21 protein-coding genes are annotated in these 21,047 nt (G+C 71.3%); 11 read left to right on the forward strand and 10 right to left on the reverse strand.

Annotated elements, in window-relative coordinates:
* The first annotated feature begins 6 nt into the window (after positions 1 to 6).
* The 11 genes from AC067A_RS29550 to AC067A_RS29600 all read left to right on the forward strand — a co-directional run bounded on the left by AC067A_RS29550 (position 7) and on the right by AC067A_RS29600 (position 11,615).
* The gene (locus AC067A_RS29550) at positions 7 to 1,218 is read left to right on the forward strand and encodes a glycosyltransferase (protein ID WP_479245566.1); all 1,212 of its coding nucleotides are present in this window, start codon (positions 7 to 9) and stop codon (positions 1,216 to 1,218) included.
* Positions 1,215 to 2,450, forward strand: a complete 1,236-nt coding sequence (locus AC067A_RS29555) for a class I SAM-dependent methyltransferase (protein WP_479245568.1) — start codon at positions 1,215 to 1,217, stop codon at positions 2,448 to 2,450. The genes AC067A_RS29550 and AC067A_RS29555 overlap by 4 nt, the downstream gene beginning before the upstream one ends.
* Complete coding sequence (locus tag AC067A_RS29560; protein ID WP_479245570.1) at positions 2,447 to 3,253, forward strand: glycosyltransferase family protein; 807 nt, start codon at positions 2,447 to 2,449, stop codon at positions 3,251 to 3,253. Before AC067A_RS29555 ends, AC067A_RS29560 begins: the two co-directional genes overlap by 4 nt.
* Complete coding sequence (locus AC067A_RS29565; protein WP_479245572.1) at positions 3,250 to 3,900, forward strand: PIG-L deacetylase family protein; 651 nt, start codon at positions 3,250 to 3,252, stop codon at positions 3,898 to 3,900. The genes AC067A_RS29560 and AC067A_RS29565 overlap by 4 nt, the downstream gene beginning before the upstream one ends.
* A 3-nt stretch (positions 3,901 to 3,903) precedes the next feature.
* Complete coding sequence (locus tag AC067A_RS29570) at positions 3,904 to 4,929, forward strand: NAD-dependent epimerase/dehydratase family protein (protein WP_479245574.1); 1,026 nt, start codon at positions 3,904 to 3,906, stop codon at positions 4,927 to 4,929.
* Positions 4,926 to 6,197: a DUF4910 domain-containing protein gene (locus AC067A_RS29575; protein WP_479245576.1), complete on the forward strand. Its 1,272-nt coding sequence runs from the start codon at positions 4,926 to 4,928 to the stop codon at positions 6,195 to 6,197. The genes AC067A_RS29570 and AC067A_RS29575 overlap by 4 nt, the downstream gene beginning before the upstream one ends.
* A 5-nt stretch (positions 6,198 to 6,202) precedes the next feature.
* Entirely contained in the window at positions 6,203 to 7,492 is a 1,290-nt protein-coding gene (locus tag AC067A_RS29580; RefSeq protein ID WP_479245578.1) for a hypothetical protein, read from the forward strand.
* A complete protein-coding gene (locus AC067A_RS29585; protein ID WP_479245580.1) occupies positions 7,489 to 8,439 on the forward strand; it encodes a glycosyltransferase family 2 protein in 951 nt (316 codons plus the stop codon). Before AC067A_RS29580 ends, AC067A_RS29585 begins: the two co-directional genes overlap by 4 nt.
* The gene (locus AC067A_RS29590) at positions 8,436 to 9,686 is read left to right on the forward strand and encodes a polysaccharide pyruvyl transferase family protein (RefSeq protein WP_479245581.1); all 1,251 of its coding nucleotides are present in this window, start codon (positions 8,436 to 8,438) and stop codon (positions 9,684 to 9,686) included. Before AC067A_RS29585 ends, AC067A_RS29590 begins: the two co-directional genes overlap by 4 nt.
* On the forward strand, positions 9,683 to 10,234 hold the full coding sequence (gene rfbC / locus AC067A_RS29595) for a dTDP-4-dehydrorhamnose 3,5-epimerase (RefSeq protein WP_479245583.1): 552 nt from the start codon (positions 9,683 to 9,685) through the stop codon (positions 10,232 to 10,234). Before AC067A_RS29590 ends, rfbC begins: the two co-directional genes overlap by 4 nt.
* Before the next feature lie 115 nt (positions 10,235 to 10,349).
* Positions 10,350 to 11,615 carry a glutamate-1-semialdehyde 2,1-aminomutase gene (locus AC067A_RS29600; protein WP_479245639.1) on the forward strand — a complete coding sequence of 422 codons (1,266 nt, stop codon included), beginning with the start codon at positions 10,350 to 10,352 and terminating at the stop codon, positions 11,613 to 11,615.
* Positions 11,616 to 11,622: 7 nt separating this feature from the next.
* Here AC067A_RS29600 and AC067A_RS29605 read toward each other — a convergent pair whose 3' ends face one another.
* From AC067A_RS29605 to AC067A_RS29650, 10 genes are all read right to left on the reverse strand, one after another.
* Positions 11,623 to 12,258: a phosphatase PAP2 family protein gene (locus tag AC067A_RS29605; RefSeq protein ID WP_479245585.1), complete on the reverse strand. Its 636-nt coding sequence runs from the start codon at positions 12,256 to 12,258 to the stop codon at positions 11,623 to 11,625.
* A 198-nt stretch (positions 12,259 to 12,456) separates the two neighbouring features.
* Positions 12,457 to 13,701, reverse strand: coding sequence for an ATP-grasp domain-containing protein (locus AC067A_RS29610; protein WP_479245587.1), 1,245 nt, complete (start codon positions 13,699 to 13,701; stop codon positions 12,457 to 12,459).
* Positions 13,702 to 13,778: 77 nt separating this feature from the next.
* Positions 13,779 to 14,780: a TauD/TfdA family dioxygenase gene (locus AC067A_RS29615; protein ID WP_479245588.1), complete on the reverse strand. Its 1,002-nt coding sequence runs from the start codon at positions 14,778 to 14,780 to the stop codon at positions 13,779 to 13,781.
* Between the two features lie 14 nt (positions 14,781 to 14,794).
* On the reverse strand, positions 14,795 to 15,676 hold the full coding sequence (locus AC067A_RS29620; protein WP_479245590.1) for a fatty acid desaturase family protein: 882 nt from the start codon (positions 15,674 to 15,676) through the stop codon (positions 14,795 to 14,797).
* Between the two features lie 213 nt (positions 15,677 to 15,889).
* The gene (gene folE / locus AC067A_RS29625; protein WP_479245592.1) at positions 15,890 to 16,489 is read right to left on the reverse strand and encodes a GTP cyclohydrolase I; all 600 of its coding nucleotides are present in this window, start codon (positions 16,487 to 16,489) and stop codon (positions 15,890 to 15,892) included.
* Positions 16,490 to 17,197: a 7-carboxy-7-deazaguanine synthase QueE gene (locus AC067A_RS29630; RefSeq protein ID WP_479245594.1), complete on the reverse strand. Its 708-nt coding sequence runs from the start codon at positions 17,195 to 17,197 to the stop codon at positions 16,490 to 16,492. It lies immediately after the preceding gene.
* A complete protein-coding gene (locus AC067A_RS29635) occupies positions 17,194 to 17,556 on the reverse strand; it encodes a 6-pyruvoyl trahydropterin synthase family protein (protein ID WP_479245595.1) in 363 nt (120 codons plus the stop codon). Before AC067A_RS29635 ends, AC067A_RS29630 begins: the two co-directional genes overlap by 4 nt.
* 4 nt (positions 17,557 to 17,560) lie before the next feature.
* Entirely contained in the window at positions 17,561 to 18,223 is a 663-nt protein-coding gene (gene queC / locus AC067A_RS29640) for a 7-cyano-7-deazaguanine synthase QueC (protein ID WP_479245597.1), read from the reverse strand.
* 238 nt (positions 18,224 to 18,461) lie between these two features.
* Positions 18,462 to 19,664 (reverse strand): ATP-grasp domain-containing protein, encoded by a 1,203-nt coding sequence (locus AC067A_RS29645; RefSeq protein WP_479245599.1) that lies wholly within the window; start codon positions 19,662 to 19,664, stop codon positions 18,462 to 18,464.
* Positions 19,665 to 19,915: 251 nt separating this feature from the next.
* Positions 19,916 to 20,902 carry a LuxR C-terminal-related transcriptional regulator gene (locus AC067A_RS29650; protein WP_479245601.1) on the reverse strand — a complete coding sequence of 329 codons (987 nt, stop codon included), beginning with the start codon at positions 20,900 to 20,902 and terminating at the stop codon, positions 19,916 to 19,918.
* Positions 20,903 to 21,047: the final 145 nt, after the last annotated feature.

A 21,047-nucleotide genomic window follows, 5' to 3' on the forward strand; every position in this document is an offset into this window, starting at 1 on the left:
TGAGCGATGCATGTCCTTGTGGTGCACAACCGCTACTCCTCGGCGCAGCCGAGCGGGGAGAACAGGGTGGTGGACGAGGAGGTGGGGCTGCTGCGCGCGGCCGGCCACCGGGTCGAGCTGTTCGAGCGGCGCAGCGACGACATCGCCGGCCGGTCCCTGCTCGGCAAGGTGGCGGTGCCGCTCCTCGTGCCGTGGAACCCGGCGGTGCGTACGGAGCTCGCCGCCAGGCTCCGCGCCGACCGGCCGGACGTGGTGCACGTCCACAACGTCTTCCCGCTGCTCTCCCCCGCGGTGCTCGCCGCCTGCGCCGACGTCGGCGTGCCCGTCGTCGCCACCCTGCACAACTACACGCAGGTCTGCCCGCCCGGCACCCTGCACCGGGACGGCCGGCCGTGCACGGAGTGCGTCGGGTCGGCCCTGCCGCTGCCCGCCGTCCGGCACGGCTGCTACCGGAACTCGCGGCTCGCCACGGTTCCGGTGGCAGCCGGCCTGTCGGTGAACCGGCGGCGGTGGTGGTCCGGTGTGGATCGGTTCTTCTGCATCTCCGCCGCCCAGCGCGACGTCCTGGTGCGGTCCGGCATGCCGGGCGAACGGCTGGCGGTGAAGCACAACTTCGTGCCCGACCCGGACACCGTCCGTACGGGCGCGGGTGAGCACGTCCTCTTCCTCGGCCGGCTCGCGGACACCAAGGGCGTGCGGCTCCTCATGGCCGCGTGGGACGAGCTCGCGGCGGACGGCGGCGTGGGCGTACCGCTCGTGCTCGCCGGCGCGGGGCCGCTGGCGCCCGAGGTGACCTCCTGGGCGGCGGGCCGGGACGACGTGCGGTACGTCGGCCTGTACGACCCGGAGCAGTGCCGGCGGGCCGTCGCCCGGTCGGTCGCCGTGGTGGCTCCCTCGATGTCCCTGGAGACGTTCGGCCTGGTGGTCGCGGAGGCGATGGCGGCCGGGGTGCCGGCCGTCGCCGCCGGTCACGGCGCCTTCGTCGAGCTCGTCGAGGAAGGGGTGACCGGGCTGCTGCACCGGCCGGGCGAGGCCGCCTCGCTGGCGGCCTGCCTGCGCCGGGTCGCGGCGGATCCGGTCCGCAACCAGGAGATGGGGCGAGCGGCCCGGCGGCGGTACGAGGGGCACTTCAGCCCGGCCGTCGGGCTGGAGCGCCTGGTGGAGGAGTACCGCACCGCGATCGCGGTGCGGTCGGAATCGATGGGGGGCAGTAAATGACACGTTGCCGACTCTGCGGCTCGGCGGCGCTCGCGAGCGTCGTCGATCTGGGGGCGACGCCACCGTGCGAGAGCTTTCTCGCCGCCGACCAGCTGGACCTGGCGGAGCCCGCGTACCCGCTGCACCTGCGGGTCTGCACCGACTGCTGGCTCGCGCAGATCCCTCCGCTGATCACGCCGGAGGAGACGTTCCAGGAGTACGCGTACTTCTCGTCGTTCTCGACCTCGTGGGTGGAGCACGCGCGCGCGTTCGTCGCCGGCGCCGCGGAACGCGTGGGTCTCGGCGCCGACGCGTTCGTGGTCGAGGTCGCCAGCAACGACGGGTACCTGCTGAAGCACGTGGTGGAGCGGGGGATCCGCTGCCTCGGCATCGAGCCGTCGGTGAACGTCGGCGCCGCCGCGCGGGACGCCGGGGTGCCCACGCTCACGGAGTTCCTCAGCCCGGACACCGGCTCGGCCGTCCGCGCCGAACACGGCCCGGCGGACCTGGTCGTGGCGAACAACGTGTACGCGCACATCCCGGACGTGGTCGGGTTCACCCAGGGGCTGCGCGCCCTGGTCGCCGACGACGGCTGGGTCTCCATCGAGGTGCAGCACCTGCTGACCCTCATCGAGGAGAACCAGTACGACACGATCTACCACGAGCACTTCCAGTACTACACGGTCGCGTCCGCGATCCGGGCGCTGGCCAGTGGCGGACTCGCCCTGGTGGACGTCGAGTTGCTGCCCACCCACGGCGGCTCCATCCGGCTGTGGGCCCGGCCGGCCGAGGTGGCCGGCGAGCCGTCGGAGCGGGTGGCCGAGGTCCTGGACCGGGAGAAGGCCGCCGGGCTGCAGGAGCTGGCCGGGTACGCCGAGTTCTCCGCGCGGGTCGCCAAGGTGCGCCGGGACCTGCTGCGGTTCCTCATCGACGCGGCCGAGCGCGGCGAGACGGTCGTCGGCTACGGCGCCCCGGGCAAGGGCAACACCCTGCTCAACCACTGCGGGATCCGGCCCGACCTCCTCGCGTACACGGTCGACCGCAACCCCTACAAGCACGGCAGGTTCACCCCCGGCACGCGCATCCCGATCCTGTCTCCCGAGCGGATCGCCGCAGACAGGCCGGACTACGTCCTCGTCCTCCCCTGGAACCTGCGGGCCGAGCTGACCGAGCAGCTGTCCTTCGTGCACGAGTGGGGCGGTCGGCTCGTCTTCCCCATCCCGGAACTGAGCATTGTCGAGGTGACGTCATGAAGGTCGTCCTGTTCTGCGGCGGTTACGGGATGCGGATGCGCAGCGGAGCCTCCGACGACGTGCCCAAGCCGATGGCGATGGTCGGGCCGCGGCCGCTGATCTGGCACGTCATGCGCTACTACGCGCACTTCGGGCACACGGAGTTCGTCCTGTGCCTCGGCTACGGGGCCGACCACATCAAGAACTTCTTCCTCAACTACGAGGAGACGGCGTCCAACGACTTCGTGCTCCGCGGCGGGAGGACCGAGCTGCTGTCCACCGACATCTCGGACTGGACCATCACGTTCGCGCAGACCGGCATGGAGTCGCCGATCGGGGAGCGGTTGCGCCGGGTGCGGCACCACCTGGACGGCGACGAGATGTTCCTCGCCAACTACGCCGACGTGCTCACCGACGCCCCGCTGGACGAGATGATCGAGCGGTTCTCCCGGCGCGACGCCGGTGCGTCGATGATGGTCGTGCCGCCGCAGTCCTCGTTCCACTGCGTGGACCTGGGCGAGGACGGCCTGGTGGGGGGCATCACCGCGGTGAGCGACCTGCCGCTGTGGGAGAACGGCGGCTACTTCGTGCTCCGCCAGGAGGTCTTCGACCACATACCGGAGAACGGCGACCTGGTCGCCGACGGCTGCGCCGGCCTGGCCAAGGAAGGCCGGCTCGTGGCACACCGGCACCGCGGCTTCTGGAAGCCGACCGACACCGTCAAGGAGCGGGCCGCGCTCGACGCCGCCTACGCCGTGGGCGACCGTCCGTGGGCCGTGTGGGAGCGGGACGGCGCCGGGGCGAACGCCGGGGCGCGCGCGTGATCCGGCTCGGGGCCGGGCGGCCCCTGGAACGGATCGTCGCGGTGGGCGCCCACTGCGACGACATCGCCATCGGCGCGGGCGGCACGCTGCTCACGCTGTGCGGTGCCCGGCCGGGCCTGCGGGTCGACGCACTCGTCCTCTCCGGCGGTGGCGGCGAGCGCGAGGACGAGGAGCGGGCCGCGCTCGCCGCCTTCTGTCCGGGTGCCGACCTGCGGCTGACCGTGCACAAGCTGCCGGACGGCCGGCTGCCGGCGCACTGGGAGGAGGCCAAGTCCGCCGTCGAGGAGCTGCGCGGGCGGACCGAGCCCGATCTCGTGCTCGCCCCGCGCACCGAGGACGCCCACCAGGACCACCGCGGCCTGGCGAAGCTGATGACCACCGCGTTCCGCGACCACCTGGTGCTCGGCTACGAGATCGTCAAGTGGGACGGCGACCTCGGCCGCCCGACGGCGTACCAGCCGCTGTCGCCGGAGACCGCCGAACAGAAGGTGCGGCTGCTGCAGGAGCACTACCCCTCGCAGCGGCACCGTCCCTGGTACGACCGGGAGGCCTTCCTCGGCCTCGCCCGGATCCGCGGCATCGAATGCCACGCGCGCTACGCCGAGGCCTTCGCCGTCACCAAACTCACTCTCGACCTGGGGGAATGAACCTTGCGCGTACTGCTCACCGGACACCAGGGCTACCTGGGCACCGTGATGGCTCCCGTCCTCACGGCCGCCGGACACGAGGTCGTCGGCCTCGACGCCGGCCTGTTCGCCGACTGCGTCCTCGGCCCGGTGCCCGCGGACCCGCGGGGGCACCGGGTGGACCTGCGGGACGTCACGGCCGAGCACGTGGCCGGGGTGGACGCCGTGATCCACCTGGCCGCGCTGTCCAACGACCCGCTGGGGTCCCTGGCGCCGGACCTCACCTACGACATCAACCACCACGCCTCGGTGCGGCTCGCCCGGCTGGCCCGCGAGGCCGGGGTGCGGCGCTTCCTGTACGCGTCGACGTGCTCGGTGTACGGCGCCGCCGGCGGCGACGACCTGGTGGCCGAGGACGCCCCGCTGCGCCCGGTGACCCCGTACGCGGAGTCGAAGGTGCGGGTGGAGGACGACCTGCACGAACTGTCCGACGACGACTTCAGTCCCGTCTACATGCGCAACGCCACCGCCTTCGGCTACTCGCCCCGGCTGCGCGCCGACATCGTGCTGAACAACCTGGTGGGCCACGCCCTGCTGTCCGGCGAGGTCCTCGTCCTCTCCGACGGCACGCCCTGGCGCCCGCTGGTGCACGCCGCCGACATCGCGCGGGCCTTCGCGGCCGCGCTGGTCGCGCCGCGGGATTCGGTCCACGACCGGGCGTTCAACATCGGCAGCGAGGCCAACAACGTCACGGTCGCCGAGATCGCCGGGCAGGTCGCCGAGGCCGTGGACGGCTCGCGGGTGCGGATCACCGGCGAGAACGGCGCCGACCCGCGGTCGTACCGGGTGGACTTCTCCCGGTTCCGCGCCGCGATCCCCGGCTTCGACTGCGAGTGGTCGGTGAAGCGGGGAGCGCTCGAACTCGCCGACGCCTACCGGAAGTACGGGCTCACCGGCGAGGACTTCGAGCGGCGCTTCACCCGCTTGGCCGTGCTGCGCGCGGCGTCCGGCACCGGCGCCGTCGACGACACCCTGCGGTGGCGCCGATGACCGCCGGCGAGGAGATGCACGCCCTGGTGGAGCGGCTGTACCCGCTGTGCCGGAGCATCACCGGCGACGGCGTGCGGGCCACCCTGGGCATCGTCGACGAGTACATCCCGCTGACCGTGCACGAGGTGCCGACCGGGACGCAGGTGCTCGACTGGACGGTGCCGCAGGAGTGGAACATCCGCGACGCGTACGTCGCCGACGCCGGCGGCAGGCGGGTCGTCGACTTCGCCGCGTCCAGCCTGCACGTGCTGGGCTACAGCGTCCCCGTGTCGGCGACCATGTCGCTGGACGAGCTGCGCGGACACCTCCACACCCTGCCCGACCAGCCGTCCTGGGTGCCGTACCGCACCAGCTACTACAAGCCGGAGTGGGGGTTCTGCCTGGCCCAGGACACCCTGGACGCGCTCCCGGACGGCGAGTACGAGGTACGGATCGACTCCACGCTCGCCGACGGCCACCTCACCTACGCCGAGCACGTGGTCCCCGGGCAGGTCCCCGACGAGGTGATCGTCTCCTGCCACGTCTGCCACCCGTCGCTGGCCAACGACAACATGGCCGGCGTCGCGGTCGCGGTGTTCCTGGCCCGGGCGCTGGCGGAGCGGACGCCCTACTACACCTACCGGTTCCTGTTCGCGCCGGGCACCATCGGGGCGATCACCTGGTTGGCCAGGAACGCGGAGCGGATCGAGCGGGTCAAGCACGGTCTCGTGCTGGCCTGCGCGGGCGACCCCGGGCAGCTGACGTACAAGCGGAGCAGGCGCGGCGACGCGGAGATCGACCGCGTGATGCGGCACGTCCTCGCCGCCACCGAACGCCCGCACCGCATCGACGAGTTCACCCCGTACGGCTACGACGAGCGGCAGTTCTGCTCGCCCGGATTCGATCTGGGCGTGGGCTCCCTCAGCCGGACCCCGTACGCCGGGTACCCCGAGTACCACACCTCGGCGGACAACCCGGACCTCGTCACCCCCGGGGCGCTGGAGGACACCCTGGCCCTCTGCGCCGAGGCCTTCTCCGTCCTCGACCGCAACCGGACGTACGTCAACCTCAGCCCCTACGGCGAACCCCAGCTGGGACGGAGGGGGTTGTACGACGCGCTCGGCGGCCGCAGCGACACCAAGCAGGCCCAGATGGCCATGCTCTGGGTGCTCAGCCTCTCCGACGGCGAGCACGGTCTGCTCGACGTCGCCGAGCGGTCCGGGCTGCCCTTCGACACCGTCGCCACCGCGGCCGACGCCCTGCGCGACGCCGGGCTGATCAAGGCATGAAGCCGATGACCACCGAAGGGAAGAAGACGACGGCGCCGGCCCGCTCCGCCCGGCGGGCCCTCGTCGGCAGGTTGTCCTGGGGGCTGGCCGACCAGGCGGCCTCCAGCATGACCAACTTCGCGGTGGGCATCTACGTGGCGCGCTCGCTGGGGGTCACCGCGTTCGGCGTGTTCAGCCTGGCGTGGGTGACGTACGGGGTGGTCCTGAACGTCGCCCGCGGGCTGGCCACCGACCCGCTGGTGGTCCGCTTCAGCGGTGTGCGGGAGGCGTCCTGGCGGGAGGCGGTGGTCCGTTCGTCGGGCACCGCGCTCGCCGTCGGCGGCGCCCTCGGCGTGGTGTCCCTGCTGGCCGGGCTCGGTCTCGGCGGCGATGTCGGGGCCGCGCTCGCCTGCCTCGGCGTCGTCCTGCCCGGACTGCTGCTCCAGGACGCCTGGCGGTTCGCCTTCTTCGCCGCCGGCGCCGGGCGCAAGGCCTTCGTCAACGACGTCGTCTGGGGCGTCGCGCTCGTCCCGGCCCTCGTGGTGGCGGCCCGCGTGGGCAGCGTGGCCGCCTTCCTGCTCGCCTGGGGCGGATCGGCCACGGTGGCCGCCGCGTACGGCTGCCTCCAGTCCGGCATCCGGCCCCGGCCGGCCGGAACGCGCACCTGGCTGCGCGAGCACCGGGACCTCGGCTACCGGTACCTGGTCGAGAACGTCGGCAACAGCGGCGCGGGGCAGCTGCGCGCGTACGGGCTCGGCGCGATCGTCGGGGTCGGCGCGGTGGGCACGGTCCGCGGCGCCGAGCTGCTCCTCGGCCCGTTCCTCGCCGTCCTGATGGGGCTGTCGCTGGTCACCGTCGCCGAGGCGGCGCGGGTCCTGAAGCGGGCCCCGCACCGGCTGCGCGCCTTCTGCCTGCTGCTGGGCGGCGGTCAGGCCGCCGCCGCCCTGCTGTGGGGCGGGGCGCTGCTGCTGGTGCCCGACCGGGCCGGTGCGTTCGTACTCGGCGGCGTCTGGGGCGCCGCCTCGGCCCTCATCGTGCCGGTCACCCTGGGCGTCGCGGGCGCCGGTCTCGGCACCGGCGCGGCGGCCGGGCTGCGCGCGCTCGGCGCGGCCCGGCGCAGCCTGCGCGCCCAACTGTCCGCCTCCGCCTGCTACGTGGGCGGCGGTCTTGGCGGGGCGGTCGCCGGCGGCACCGTCGGCTCGGCCTGGGGCGTCGCCGCGGCGACCCTCTGCGGCTCGGCCCTGTGGTGGCTGCAGCTGCGCTCCGCCCTGCGCGAGCACCACCTGAACTCCACTCCCGAAGCGAGGACGTCATGACCGCCCATCCCCGGTTGAGCATCGGCCTGCCCGTGTACAACGGCGAGGAGTACCTCGCCGAATCGCTGGACGCCCTGCTCGGCCAGACCTACGAGGACTTCGAGCTGGTCATCTCGGACAACGCGTCCACCGACGGGACCCAGGACATCTCCCGGGAGTACGCCGCGCGGGACTCCCGCATCCGGTACATCCGGCTGCCCCGCAACATCGGCGCCGCGCCGAACCACAACTACGTGTTCACCCGGTGCCGCGGCGAGCTGTTCAAGTGGGCCTCGCACGACGACCTGTACGCCCGGGACCTGCTGCGGCGCTGCGTGGAGGCGCTGGACGAGCGGCCGGACGTGATCCTGGCCCACGCCGACCAGGCGGTCATCGACGGCGACGGCCAGGTGAAGGTCCCGTACGAGTACGGGCTCGCCACCGCCTCCCCGCACGCGCCCGAACGCTTCCGAAGCATGCTGTTCGAGCCCGGCGGCGACGACTTCTACGGGGTGATGCGCGCCGACGTGCTGCGCCGGGTGAGGCCGCACGACAGCTACCACCACGCGGACCGCACGTTCGTCGCCGAGATCGGCCTGAACGGCCCCTTCCACCAGGTGCCGGAGCTGCTGTACTTCCGCCGCGACCACCCCACCCGCGCCGAGCGCGCCAACCCCTCCAAGCGCTCCCGGTGCGTCAACCTGGACCCGCGCCGGGCGGGGGCGCTGCACCCGACCCCCCGGCTGCTCGCCGAGTACGTCTGGGGCTTCGTCGCGGCGATCCGGCGGGCGCCGCTGTCCGCCGCCGACCGGCGGGAGTGCTACCGCCACCTGGTCGAATGGGCCGCCAGCCGGGCCCGCCCCGGCGCCGGCGAGCGGGTCGAGGACCGCGCCCCGGTCGATCCGGACAAGCTCACCGTCTCCGTCGACGCCCTCGTGGCCGGCCGCGAGGGGCGGAAGCAGGCATGACGTCCGCCGGCCTGACCCCGGTGCGCGTCGGGGTGTTCGGGCTGCTCGGCTCCGGCAACCTCGGCAACGACGGCTCCCTCGAAGCCGTCCTCGGCCACCTCCGCTCCCGCCACCCGGAGGCGGTCGTCGACGCCCTGTGCGGCGGACCCGAGGTCGTGACGGCGCGGTACGGGATCCCCGCGACGCGGCTGCACTGGAACCGGGGGGAGTACCGGACCGCGTCGAGGGCGAGCGCGATCGCGGCGAAGGGCCTGGGCAAGCTCGTCGACGTCTTCCGCACCGCCTCCTGGGTGCGCCGGCACGACGTCGTGATCGTCCCGGGCATGGGCGTCCTGGAGGCCACGCTGCCCCTGCGGCCCTGGGGGTTCCCGTACTCCCTGTTCCTGCTCTGCGCGAGCGGCCGGCTGACCGGCACCCGGGTCGCGCTGGTCGGCGTCGGCGCCGCCGCGATCGGCAGCCGTCCGACCCGCGCCCTGGTGCGCTGGTCGGCCCGGCTCGCCGCCCACCGCTCGTATCGCGACGAGCCGTCCCGCGCCGCGATGCGGGCGATGGGCGTGGACACCTCGCGCGACGAGGTCCACCCGGACCTCGCGTTCGCCCTGCCGACACCACCGGCGGGCCCGCACTCCGGCACGGCCTCCGGCACGCCGGGACCGGTCTGCGTCGGCGTGATGGACTTCCACGGCGGCGACGACGACCGGGCCCGCGCCGAGGAGATCCACCGCCGCTACCTCGACGGCACCACCCGCTTCGTCCGCGCCCTCGCCGAGGACGGCAGGCCCGTCCGGCTGCTCACCGGCGACGAGGCCGACGCGACCGTGGTCGCGGCGATCCTCGACGCGGTGGACTCGCCGCTGGTCACCGCCGCCGAAACGGCCTCCCTGGCCGACCTCATGAAGGAGATGGCGGCCGCCGACACCGTCGTCGCCACCCGGTACCACAACCTGATCTGCGCCCTGAAGGTCGGCACACCGACCCTCGCCCTCAGCTACGCGGCGAAGAGCGACACGCTCATGGCCCGGATGGGCCTCGGCGCGTACTGCCACCCGGCGCGCGAGGTCGACGCCGACCGGCTGCTCGCCCAGTTCCGCTCTCTCGAACAGGACGCGGCCGGGCTGCGGCGGACCCTCGCCGAGCGGAACCGGGACGCCGTCCGGGAGCTCGACCACCACCTCGGCACTCTGACGGCCGCGCTGTTCCCGGCGGCCCGCCCCACCCGCGTACCCACCTCACGGAAGGCCCCATGAAAGCGACCGAAGTCCCGGCCATCGCCGGCGCGTACCTCTTCGAGCCGACGCCGTACGCCGACGAACGCGGCTTCTTCTCCCGCACCTTCGACGCCGACGTCTTCCGCTCGGTGGGCCTCGACCCCGACGCCTTCGTCCAGGACAGCGTCTCCCGCTCCCTCGGCGGCGTCCTGCGCGGCCTCCACCTGCGCTCCGGCGCCGGCGAGGCGAAACTGGTGCGCTGCTCGTACGGCCGGATCTTCGACGTCGTCGTGGACCTGCGCGCCGACTCGCCCACGTACCGCAACCAGGCGCACTTCGAGCTGTCCGACGAGACGCAGGCCGCCCTCTACATCCCGGCGGGGTGCGCCCACGGCTTCCAGGCCCTCACCGCGACCACCGACGTGTCGTACCGCATCGACCGGCCCCACGACCCGTCCGAGGACGTGACCATCGCCTTCGACGACCCCGAACTCGCCATCCCCTGGCCGCTGCCGGTCACCTCCATGTCCCCGCGCGACCGGCAGGCCCCGAGCCTCGCCGAAGCCCTGAAGCAGAAGGCGAGCTGAGGCAGGCGTGACCACCGCACCCACCGAAGACACCGCGGGCACCGAAGAAACCGCGGGCACCGACCCCGCCGCTCTCCTCCCCCGGTCCCGCGAGGCCAACGAGCGCCTCCACGCCCTGATCCCCGGCGGCGCCCACACCTACGCCAAGGGCGACGACCAGTACCCCGAGCACCTGGCACCGGTCATCAGCCACGGCCGGGGCGCCCACGTCTGGGACCTCGACGGCAACCGCTACGTCGAGTACGGCTCCGGCCTGCGCTCGGTCAGCCTCGGCCACGCCCACCCCCGGGTGATCGAGGCGGTGCGCCGGGAACTTGACCGGGGCAGCAACTTCGTCCGGCCGTCCGTCCTCGAGGTCGAGGCCGCCGAGCGCTTCCTCGCCACCGTGCCGACCGCCGACATGGTGAAGTTCGCGAAGAACGGCTCCGACGCCACCACCGCCGCCGTCCGCCTCGCCCGCGCCGCCACCGGCCGCTCCCGCGTGGCCCTCTGCGCCGACCACCCCTTCTTCTCCACCGACGACTGGTTCATCGGCACCACCCCGATGTCCGCCGGCATCCCCGAGGAGACCGACGGCCTCACACTGACCTTCCCGTACGGAGACCTCGCCGCCACCGAGGAACTCCTCACCCGGTACGCGGACGAGGTCGCCTGTCTCATCCTCGAACCGGCCACCCACACCGAGCCCCCGCCCGGCTACCTCGCCGGCCTGCGCGCGCTCGCCGACCGGCACGGCTGCGTCCTGGTCTTCGACGAGATGATCACCGGCTTCCGCTGGTCCGAGGCGGGCGCCCAGGGCCTGTACGGCGTCGTCCCCGACCTCTCGACCTTCGGCAAGGCCCTCGGCAACGGCTTCGCCGTCTCCGCCCTCGCCGGCCGCCGCGAGCTCATGGAACTCGGCGGCCTGCGCCACTCCGCCGACCGGGTCTTCCTGCTCTCCACCACCCACGGCGCGGAGACCCACTCCCTCGCCGCCGCGATGGCCGTCCAGACCGTCTACACCGAGGAGGGCGTCACCGCCCGCCTCCACGTCCTCGGCGACCGTCTCGCCGCCGGCGTCCGCGAGGCCGCCGCCTCCCTGGGCGTCGCCGACCACCTCGTCGTCCGCGGCCGGGCCAGCAACCTGGTCTTCGCCACCCTCGACGAGCACGGGCAGCCCTCGCAGGAGTACCGCACCCTCTTCCTCCGCCACCTCCTCGCGGGCGGCGTCCTCGCCCCCTCCTTCGTCGTCAGCAGCGCCCTCACCGACGCCGACATCGACCACACCGTCGACGTCGTCGCCCAGGCCTGCGCCGTCTACCGCAAGGCCCTCGACGCCGGCGGCCCCACCCCCTGGCTCACCGGCCGCCCGGTGAAACCGGTCTTCCGCCGCCGGGCCTGACGTACCGTCACCTGCGGGCGCCGGACGCCCTGTCGAGCACCCGTCCGACCGCGGGCACCACCGCCATCGCGGTGCACCAGCCGCCCACCACATCGGTCGGATAGTGCGCGCTCAGGGTGACCTGCGCCCACCCCATGACCGCGCCGCCGACCAGCCCCGCGATGACCACCAGTGACGTGCCGGCCGTCCTCCCCAGGCCGAGCCGGCCGCTCACCACCAGCGCCACCACCAGCGCGAACGCGGTCATGAACGCGGTGTGCCCGCTGGGGAACGACAGGTTCTCCGCCCCGTGGATCGTCCGCCCCACCACGACCTTCAGACCCCGCGCCGCCGCCACGCTCGCCCCCACGGCCAGCACGACGAACACCGCCGACCGGGGCAGCCGCAGCAGCAGACATCCCACGACCGCCGCCGCCACGAGGACCGTCGCCCCGACCGGCTCCCCCAGGAAGTCCACGGCGTGCGCGACGTCCCACCACGGCTCCCCCCTCGCGCCCAGCGCCGCCCGGACCCGCGAGTCGACCGCTCTCGGCCCCGTCTCCCCCGCGAACGCCACCCCCAGCAGCGCGAGCCCCGTCGCCGCGAGGCCCGCCAGCACGCCGAGCCATCCCCGTACCACCACACCCGCCGACCGGCCGGTCATCCGCCACGCCCCCTCTTCGACACCCGACCACGGTCGCAGACCCACCGTCGGTTCCGCGTGAACGACGGGACGCGGCCCCACGCGGCTCGAACGACCGATCGCCTCGCCCACCCTTGGTGGACGAGGCGATCCCGTGTCGGCCGGTCGGCGGGGCGGCCGGGTGTCACGAGAGGGTGGTGCCGCTCGTGACGCTCGTTCTCAGTCTGCGTCGATGACCAGCTCGACCGTGTCCCGGACGCGGGCGAGCAGGTCCACCACGCCCGCGTAGTCCGGAGCGGACACCCAGACTCCGATCGGAATGTTGAGGGTGTTGTCGGTGACCGGTACGTGGTCGCCCGGCTCGTAGATCGACAGCACCTTGTCGACACCCGGCATCTTCCGGACCTCGTCGAGGCCACGGATCTCCCGGAGGGTGCCGGCCGGACCATCGTTGCGGATGGCGCTGGCACCGCAGGACTGCCGGAAGTGGACGGGCGCCTCCAGGCAGGCGGGCCGGACACCGAGGTAACAGTCGAGTGCCTGCTCGAAGGGGTTCAGGTCGGTGTGTGCGAGCCACTGGTCCGTCATCGGGCCTCCGGGGAGCCGCGCGCCGACCTCCATGAGATGCACGCCGTCGGGGCCGACCTTCACCTCGGTGTGGCTGGGGCCAAGCCGCACCTCGAACGCCGTGAGGGCTGCGCGTACGTAGTCGGCGGCTGCCTGGTAGTCCGGATCGTCCTCGGGCAGCTTGGCCGATTCCCAGTACGGGAAGTCGTAGTCGCTGTCGTCGGGCTGCCGGTACTCCCAGATGTCGACGATGCGGTGCTCACCGTTGTGGCTGAAGCAGTTCACCGCCAGCTCGCGGCCGCGAATGTACTGCTCGACGAGCCACTCGTCGACCTGCCAGCCGAACTGGTTCTTCGCGTGCATCGTGGACGTCCGGGCCGCGTCCTCGGGGTTGCTCAGCAGGTAGGTGCCGTACGAACCGGCCCCGGTGGTGTGCTTGGCGATGGCCGGGAAGCCGATCTCCGAGGCGGCCGCGGCGATCTTGGCGGTGCTGTCCACGAGAACGAACCGCGGGATGCGCAGACCGGCTTCAACCGCGACCCGGCGCATGTCCGCCTTGTTCCGGCGCGCGGCCGCCTTGGCGAGGCCGTTGCCGGGCAGCGACAGCCGGTCCGCCAGTGTGTCGGCCAGGTGCACCGCCGAGTCCATGGCCGGGACCACACCGATGAGCTGCACACCGAGCGAGTCGATCCGGGCGAGGATCTCGTCGGCGTCGGCGGAGTAGACGGTGAAGTCGTCGCCGTCCGCGTGATCAGGCCAGTTCTCCGCTATCACCTCCTGGGCGACCGTGTACACGGAGATCGTCGAGAAGCCGCGCCGGTGTGCCTCGGTCTTGTAATGGGCACCGGTACGGACCGGGTCCAGAAGCAGAACGGCTGGTGATTCATTGACAGACATGAGTGGGGCGAACTCCTGTGAGGCAGGGGAAGGCGCGGCGGGTGGGCGCCCGTCGGCGGTGGTGGACGGATGGTGGGTCAGAAGATGCCCTGGATGTCCCCCGTCGCGGGCAGGACCCGCTCGCTCGGCATCATCAAGCGCGCCCAGCCCGGCACCGCACGGTGGGAGTAGAAGCGCCGCAGCCACCGGTCGCGCCCGTCGTAGCGGGGAGTGAAGGCGGACCGTCCATGAGCCGCGATGTGGTTGTTGACGAGCAGCAGGTCACCGGGCTCCAGGACGACCTCGACGCAGACGGCCTCCAGGGCCTCGGCCAGGGCCTCCAGGGCTTGCTCCGCCTCGAAGCCGGCCGGCTTGGTGTTGAACGAGTCGAAACGGAGGAACTCGTAGCCGGGATCGCCGAAGAGGACCCGGTGCTCCGCCGTTGCGGGCCGCTCACCGGTCAAGCCCCGGGTGAACGAGGTCGGGAACAGGCTCCGGAACCGCAGCCGTCGCAGCACGTCGTTCTCGGCCTTGGACAGGTGGGCGACGGCGTGCCTGATGGAGGCGACGCGGGTGGCCGTGGTTTCGTGCCCCTGCCGCAGGCTCAGCAGCCCCAGGAAATCCGGCCGCAGGGGGTGGTGGACGTTCTCGGTGTGGAAGTCGAAGGCGACGGAGCCGCTGTTCTCCATCCGATGCTCCTCCCCGCGCACCGGGTGCACGTCGTGCAGGAGGTCGCCGTTCTTCTCGTCGGCGTAGCCGATGAGACTGCCCAGTACGTCCCCCACCAGGGCGAGCGTGCCGTTGCTGGCGTGCCCGACGAGCGCCTGCGTCCCGTAGGCGAGTGGCGTGTCGGGGATGTCGCCCGTGGCCACTCCCCTGACGAGCAGGTATCCGCTGCTCGACGTACCCTCGCGGAAGTCCACGAGCGCGTCACGCAGTTGAGCGGGAAAGTCGGGGAGGAACTCCGACAGATCGCAGGGGCGCGAACGGTCGAGAAGTCCGACCGCTTTCTTCGACAGCTCCCACAGGGCCCCCGCCTCGTCCCGCGTGAGCCGGAGGGCGGGCTGTGCCACATGCTTTTCCCGTACGGCGAGTGCCACGTCTGCTCCTTGGCTCACAGAGAACTCTTGATCTTGGGGGACGGGGGCAGTGACGTGGGCTCGCGGGGCGTGGCGGCTTCGCGGGCCGGTCCGCCCGGAGACACGTCTCCGGGCGCTGTCAGGACCCTGTCCCGTGTCCTGACCCGTCGGGCGAACTCCTCGTCCTCGGACAGGAGGAGGTGGTGGATGCGGGACAGCGAGTGGTGCGGGATGCCGGGCCACATGTGGTGAACCGTGTGATAGCCGTCCGCGTGCGGGTGGAAGAACCAGCGCTGGAGACGCCCGGTGTTCGACACTGTCGCGTCGAACACCGTGCGGGCGTCGGAATACACGTGCTCGTCCGCCTCCGCGACCAGTCGCAGGGGCGGCAGCAGCACGAAGTGCGCGAAGAGCCAGACCGCGGATGCGACGGCGCCGGTGCGCGGGCCCAGCAGAAGGGCGGTGGGCGCCCCCACGCACACGACGCTCCACAGCAGTGTCACGAGCGGAGCGAGGGCGTTGGTACGCAGCTCCCGCAGCCAGCCCGACTGGTAGCGCAGCAGCCGAGTGCACACGCCGACGGCGAAGACCCTCACCGAGGTGCGGGACAGTGCCTCCAGGTCGAGTTCGGCGTAACGGTATCTGTCGGGATCCTCGGCCGTACCGAACCGGCCGTGGTGGAGCAGGTGGCTGGTCCGGTACGCGCTGATCCGGCTCCCGGTGGGGGCGGCGGCGAGCAGATAGCCCAGGGCGTCGTTCAGGCGCCGCCGGTGCCTGCTCCAGTTGTAGTGGGAGGCTTCATGAACGAGGTTCTCCAGAGCCCGCAGCTGGCGGGCGATGACCACCCCGGCGAGCAGCGCCGGGACGATCGAGGCGAGCGTGTGGTTCACGAGAAGCCAGGCCGCGCCGGCTGCCATCAGGCCGGCGACGAGGTGGTCTAACAGTGCGCAGGAAGCAGTGACCCAAAGACGCGTTCTGTGCGCGTCCTTGATGTCCGGGCGAAGCCGCGAAGGGGCGGTGTACCCCTTCGCATAGGGCCTGCCCGTGAGTTGGTCCTTCTCGGACACAGGCATCAGCGCCTCTCCGACAACGATGAACGGCCACAGGGCAGGTCGTCAGCGGTGCACGACTCAGGAACCGTTCATCAGGCTGAGCAGTTCGGTCCGCTCGAAGCTGTTCTCGCGGAAGACGCCCCGGAAGACGGCGGAAGTCATCTGAGCCCCCGTCTTGATGCCGCGCATCGTCATGCACAGGTGCTCTCCGCGGCCGATGACGGCCACGTCGGGCGACTTGGTGATCTCCTCGATCTCGGCCGCGATGTCGGCGACGAGACGTTCCTGCACCTGGAGCTTGTGAGCGTGCTTGTGGGCGATCCGGGCGAACTTCGACAGCCCGAGGAGGCTGTCGTGCGCTCGGTAGGCCACCTGCAGGTCGCAGTTGAAGGGCAGGAGGTGGTGCTCGCAGAGTGACCAGACGCGCATGCCGGAGACCATGACGGTCTGGTTGCTGGCGACACTGCTGAAGACGGTGTCGAGGTTTCCGGCGTCGTAGTCGACGAACTCGCGCCACCAACGCGCGTAGCGCCGAGGGGTGTCGCGCAGGCCCTCGCGGTCCGGGTCCTCCCCGATCTCGATCAGGAGACGCCGGGCTATGGACTCGAGCGGGTCGCCTCCCTGCACCTCGTCCTGTTCCAGGATGGTGATGGCGGAAGTGTCGATGTCGATGCTCATTCAGATTCCTCTCTTGTCGCCCCAGGCCAGGACGTGCAGGCGGGTGGAGAGATTCCAGCCACGCCGCACGACCTCGTCCGCGAGGGAACTCAAGTGCTGACTGATGTGTGCCACGTTCTTGCCCTCAGGCATGATCCAGATCGGAGCGATGCCGAAGTCCGCCTGCAGAGCGCCTACCTCTTCGAGGTCGTCCGTGGTGCGGCAGACGAACTTGAACGCCACGTCGGGGGTCTGCGCCAGCTTGCGCAGGGCAGCGGGCACGATCCGCTTGGACGCGGGGTCCCCGGCGTGGGAAAGCTTCGGGGAGACGTTGAAGCGCACTCCCGGTGTGATGATCTCGTCGTCCGGGACGACGGTCCCGTTCGTCTCGAACTCCACGGTGACGCCCGCCTCGAGCAGCCCCTTCAGTACGGGGCGCAGCCGGCGCTGCTGGCTCAACGGCTCGCCGCCGCTGATGACGACGAGTTCGGTCCCTAGCGCGAGGAGTTCTTTGACTACTTCGTCGGCGTCCCTGTTGTGCAGTTCCTTGCGGGGGTCGAACGCGGTCTTCTCGTCGCTCGTCCCCTTCCAGTCCCAGGTGTACGGGGTGTCGCACCAGTGGCAGGACAGGTTGCACCCGCCCAGCCGCAGGAAGGCGCACTGACGGCCGGCGGACGGCCCCTCACCCTGGACCGTGGGGCCGAAGATCTCGTTGACGACGATGCTCACGGCCGGTACTCGGCCCAGGTCTTGTCGGTCTCCGAGACACGGACGGCGGTGAGCTCGGGATAGCGCTCCGTCCACTGCTCATGGATCCACATGGCCATGTTCTCGGCGGACGGGTTCCGGTCCTCGATGATGTCGTTGAGGTGCCGGTGGTCCAGCGTGTGGTCGAGCCACTTCTTGAAGTCGGCCAGGTCGCCGTAGTCCCGCACGAAGCCGGGCTCGGTCAGCTTGTCCGGGGCCGCGGAGAGCCTCAGCTCGATGATGTAGTTGTGCCCGTGCAGCCGGGCGCACTGGTGGTCCGAGGGCAGGTGATCCAGCCGATGACTCGCCGAGAAGTGGAATTCCTTCGTGATGTGCAGCATCAACCTACTCCTTGAAGTAAACCGTAGGGTCAGTCGTCTCGGCGCGCTCGAACGCCTGGATCCGATCGACGCACGCGGCGCATGTTCCGCAGTGCACCTCAGTGCCCTTGAAGCAGCTCCAGGTCTCGGTCCAGTCGACGCCCAGCTTTTCGCCGAGACGAATGACGTCGTGCTTGTGGAGATCGATGAAGGGGGCCACGACCTCCAGGTGCGCCGGCGCGTATCCGGCACACGCCACCTTCTCCATCGCGTTGAAAGAGGCGATGAATTCGGCCGAACAGTCGGGTGCGGTCGAAGCGTCGCCCGCCAGAGCCCCGATGGCGACCTGATCCGCCTTGACGGCGGCGGCCTTTCCATAGGCTACGGACAACAGAATCACATTGCGATTCGGAACGACGTTAACACTTCCGGGCGCCGTGTAGTGCTGATCCGGAACATCGACCTGGGAATCCGTCAGGGAGTATCCGGGAAGCGTGGAAGCGACGTTCGACAGATCGACGATCTCGTGCTCGGCGCCGATGCGGTCGGCCGCTATCCGGGCGTAGTCGTGTTCCTTGCGGTGCCGCTGACCGTAGTCGATGGAGAGCAGATGTACTTCATGCCCTTCGGCGTGGAGATGATGGGCGAGCACGACGGAGTCGAGCCCGCCGGAAACGATCGCGATCACACGTGTCACGGTGACGCCTTCCTGCAAACGGAATGGTGGTGGGGGCCGGACGCGGGCGCACGGCAGTGCTCCTCGGCCACCGGCGTACGGTCTGCGCACGGCACGGTGACGGGCGGTCGGGGACCGCCGGGAGAAGGAAAGGGAGAGAGAGGGGAACGGGGGGCGGAGGAGGCCGGGCAGCGGCGCCGGCGCCCTCCCGTCGAGGGGCCGTCCCGCTCCCGGGGAGGGGTCGGGCGACCTACTCCACCGGGGTGCCGGTCAGACGGACGAGCGGCGTCGCGGCACGCAGCGCCTCGGCGCACTCCTCCGGAGAGGTACCGGTCGTGACCACGTACGCGTACCGTCCGCCCACGTGGTCGCGGGGCGGCAGCCGAAGGCGGCGGCCCGGCTCCACCATGAGCCCCACCTCGTGGACCCCCGCCGGCAGCTCTTCCTCGACCGTCAGCGAGGTGACGTCGAGATCGTGCTCGGGGTACAGGAACTGGACGTGGGCCGACGCGGTGCGTCTCGGTGTCACGTCGGGCTCGGCGCCCGCGGCGAGGGCGGCGGCCACCATGCCGTAGTCGACACCCGTGGCCAGGCCGGCCACATAGGGGATGAGGTCGCCACCGAGGCGGGCGTTGACCTCCACCAGACGCGGGCCGGTCCTCGTCAGACGCAGCTCGGTGTGGGTCACCAGTGTGTCGAGGCCGAGCGCCGTGTGCGCTTCCTGGAGGACGCGCCGCACCGCCGGGTCGTGCAGCAGCGGGTCGTCCGCGCTGATCGTGTGGCCGACCTCCTCGAAGTGCGGGGCGAAGCCAAGGGCCTTGCGGGCCACGAACATCGGGGTCACGCGCCCGTTGCGGCACACGCTCTCGACGCTGACCTCGGGCCCGTCCAGGTATTCCTCCACGAGGACCCATGCCCGGTCGCGCGGAATCTCGTCGAAGTACGCCTCCGCCGCCTCGGAGTAGGCGGATTCCAGGGCCTCGGGCCCGTCCGCCCGCACGACCCCGACGCTGGCCGCGAGAGCACGCGGCTTCAGCACGACCGGGTATCCGGTCGCCCGCGCCACCTCCCGCGCCTCCTCCAGCGAAGCGACGGCGTGGGAGACGGGCTGATCCACACCCGCGGCCGCCAGGGCCTGGCGTCCGAGGTACTTGTCCCGGCAGGCGCGTACGCCTTCGACGTTCGCGCCCGGCAGCTTCAGCTCGTCGGCCATCACGGCCGCGATCGGCACGCGGATCTCGTCGTAGCAGAGAACGCCGGCTATCTGTACGTTCCGGGCGAGCCGTACGGCGGATTCCACCGCCTCGGACGCGTCGAGCGTGTCGACGATCGTGTGACCCCGGAGATACCGGGATTCCCAAGTGGGCTCCTTGGGCGCGAACAGCCAGAGGTCATAGGAGTCGGCGACCGACTTCAGAATGTACTCACGCCATAACTGTCCGCCGCTGCCCACCAGAAGAAGACACTGGCGAGTTAATCGGTCACTCGATCCGGCTTCCGCCGCATCCCCCTGAGGCTCACCAAGTCGTGGCATTGCAGAATCCCCGTTCGATGTTCTCGCAATAAGCCTTGGTCCAAGTTCGATCAAGCTCTCTCCACTCTCACCCGAGAGTCGCGCCACGTCTACAGCGATCAAGGATCGAAAACGCGTCGGCAGGAAAACGAGGGGGGGAGAAATCGGACATTAGCAAGATAGCCGATGCTTCACTCGAGGGCGTCGGCGTCCCCCTTCATCAGCTGTTCATGCAGCAGATACCCGGCATGGAGCCGGTTACGTGCTCCTATTTCCTGCATCAGGTCGGCGATGTGCCGTTGGCAGGTCCTCAGGGAGAGCCCCACCCGCGCCGCGATCTTCTTGTCGCTCTCCCCGGTCACCAGGAGGCGCATGATGGCGTCCTTGACCTCGGAGGAGACGTGCACGATCTGGCCCTTGCTGTAGCTCAGGGGGAAGGGGCGGGCTCCGACCCAGGTCCGCTCGAAGGTGTCCACCAGCACGTCGATGACGTTCTCGTTGCGCAGGACGAGGGCTCCCTGAGGGTGCCCCTTCAGCGTGAGGACGGCCACCCGCCGGTCGAAGACGAGCATGCGGGGGAAGCCGTTGGCCGTGGTGCGGACCTCCCCGCCGAGCGGCGCCACATGCTCGACGTAGGCGGCCGTGCCCTGGTGGAACTGCGCGGTGTGCTGGTACAGCGTGCGCATGCGGACACCGCGCTCCAGCAGCTCCTGGGCGAACGTCAGGGCGTTCTCCAGCTGATCCACCGGCCGGCCGCCGCCCGGCTGGGAGGTGAGCACCTCCGTCGTGGCCCGTGCGCTGAAGTCCTCGATGAGGGTCAGCACCACGTCCAACTCACGGACCACCTCGATCTGCCCGGCGGCCGACTCCGCCTCGTCCCAGTAGACCGGCAGCAGTGACCCGAGATCGGCGCGTATCCGGTCCGCCTTCTCCTGCATGACGGAGATCTCGCGCACCAGCGGCCCGAGGAGGCGCAACTGGGCCGAGTCGGGCGCCACGGCGGCGAACAGGCCGCCTTCCGACTCCTGTTGGAGCAGCCGCAGCTCCACCAGCCCCGCGATGACCCGGTCCGCCTCCGCCTCGTCCAGACCGAGTTCCTCACCCACGCCCTCGGCAGTCACCGCGCGGCGACGCACGGCCAGGGCGTACGCACGCCGCATGTCCGTGGACAGATGCATCTCCATATCGACCCCCGCGCCCCTCGTGGTGCTTCGCGTCCCCCTACGCGCCATGCACAACCCCTTGTCACATGAGCAAACCTACGCTGGTCAGCGGGGGGTCTAGACCGGCGACTACCGAACTTCGCATGTGCGTGTGAGCTTG

The organism is Streptomyces sp. NPDC043176 (assembly GCF_056436715.1).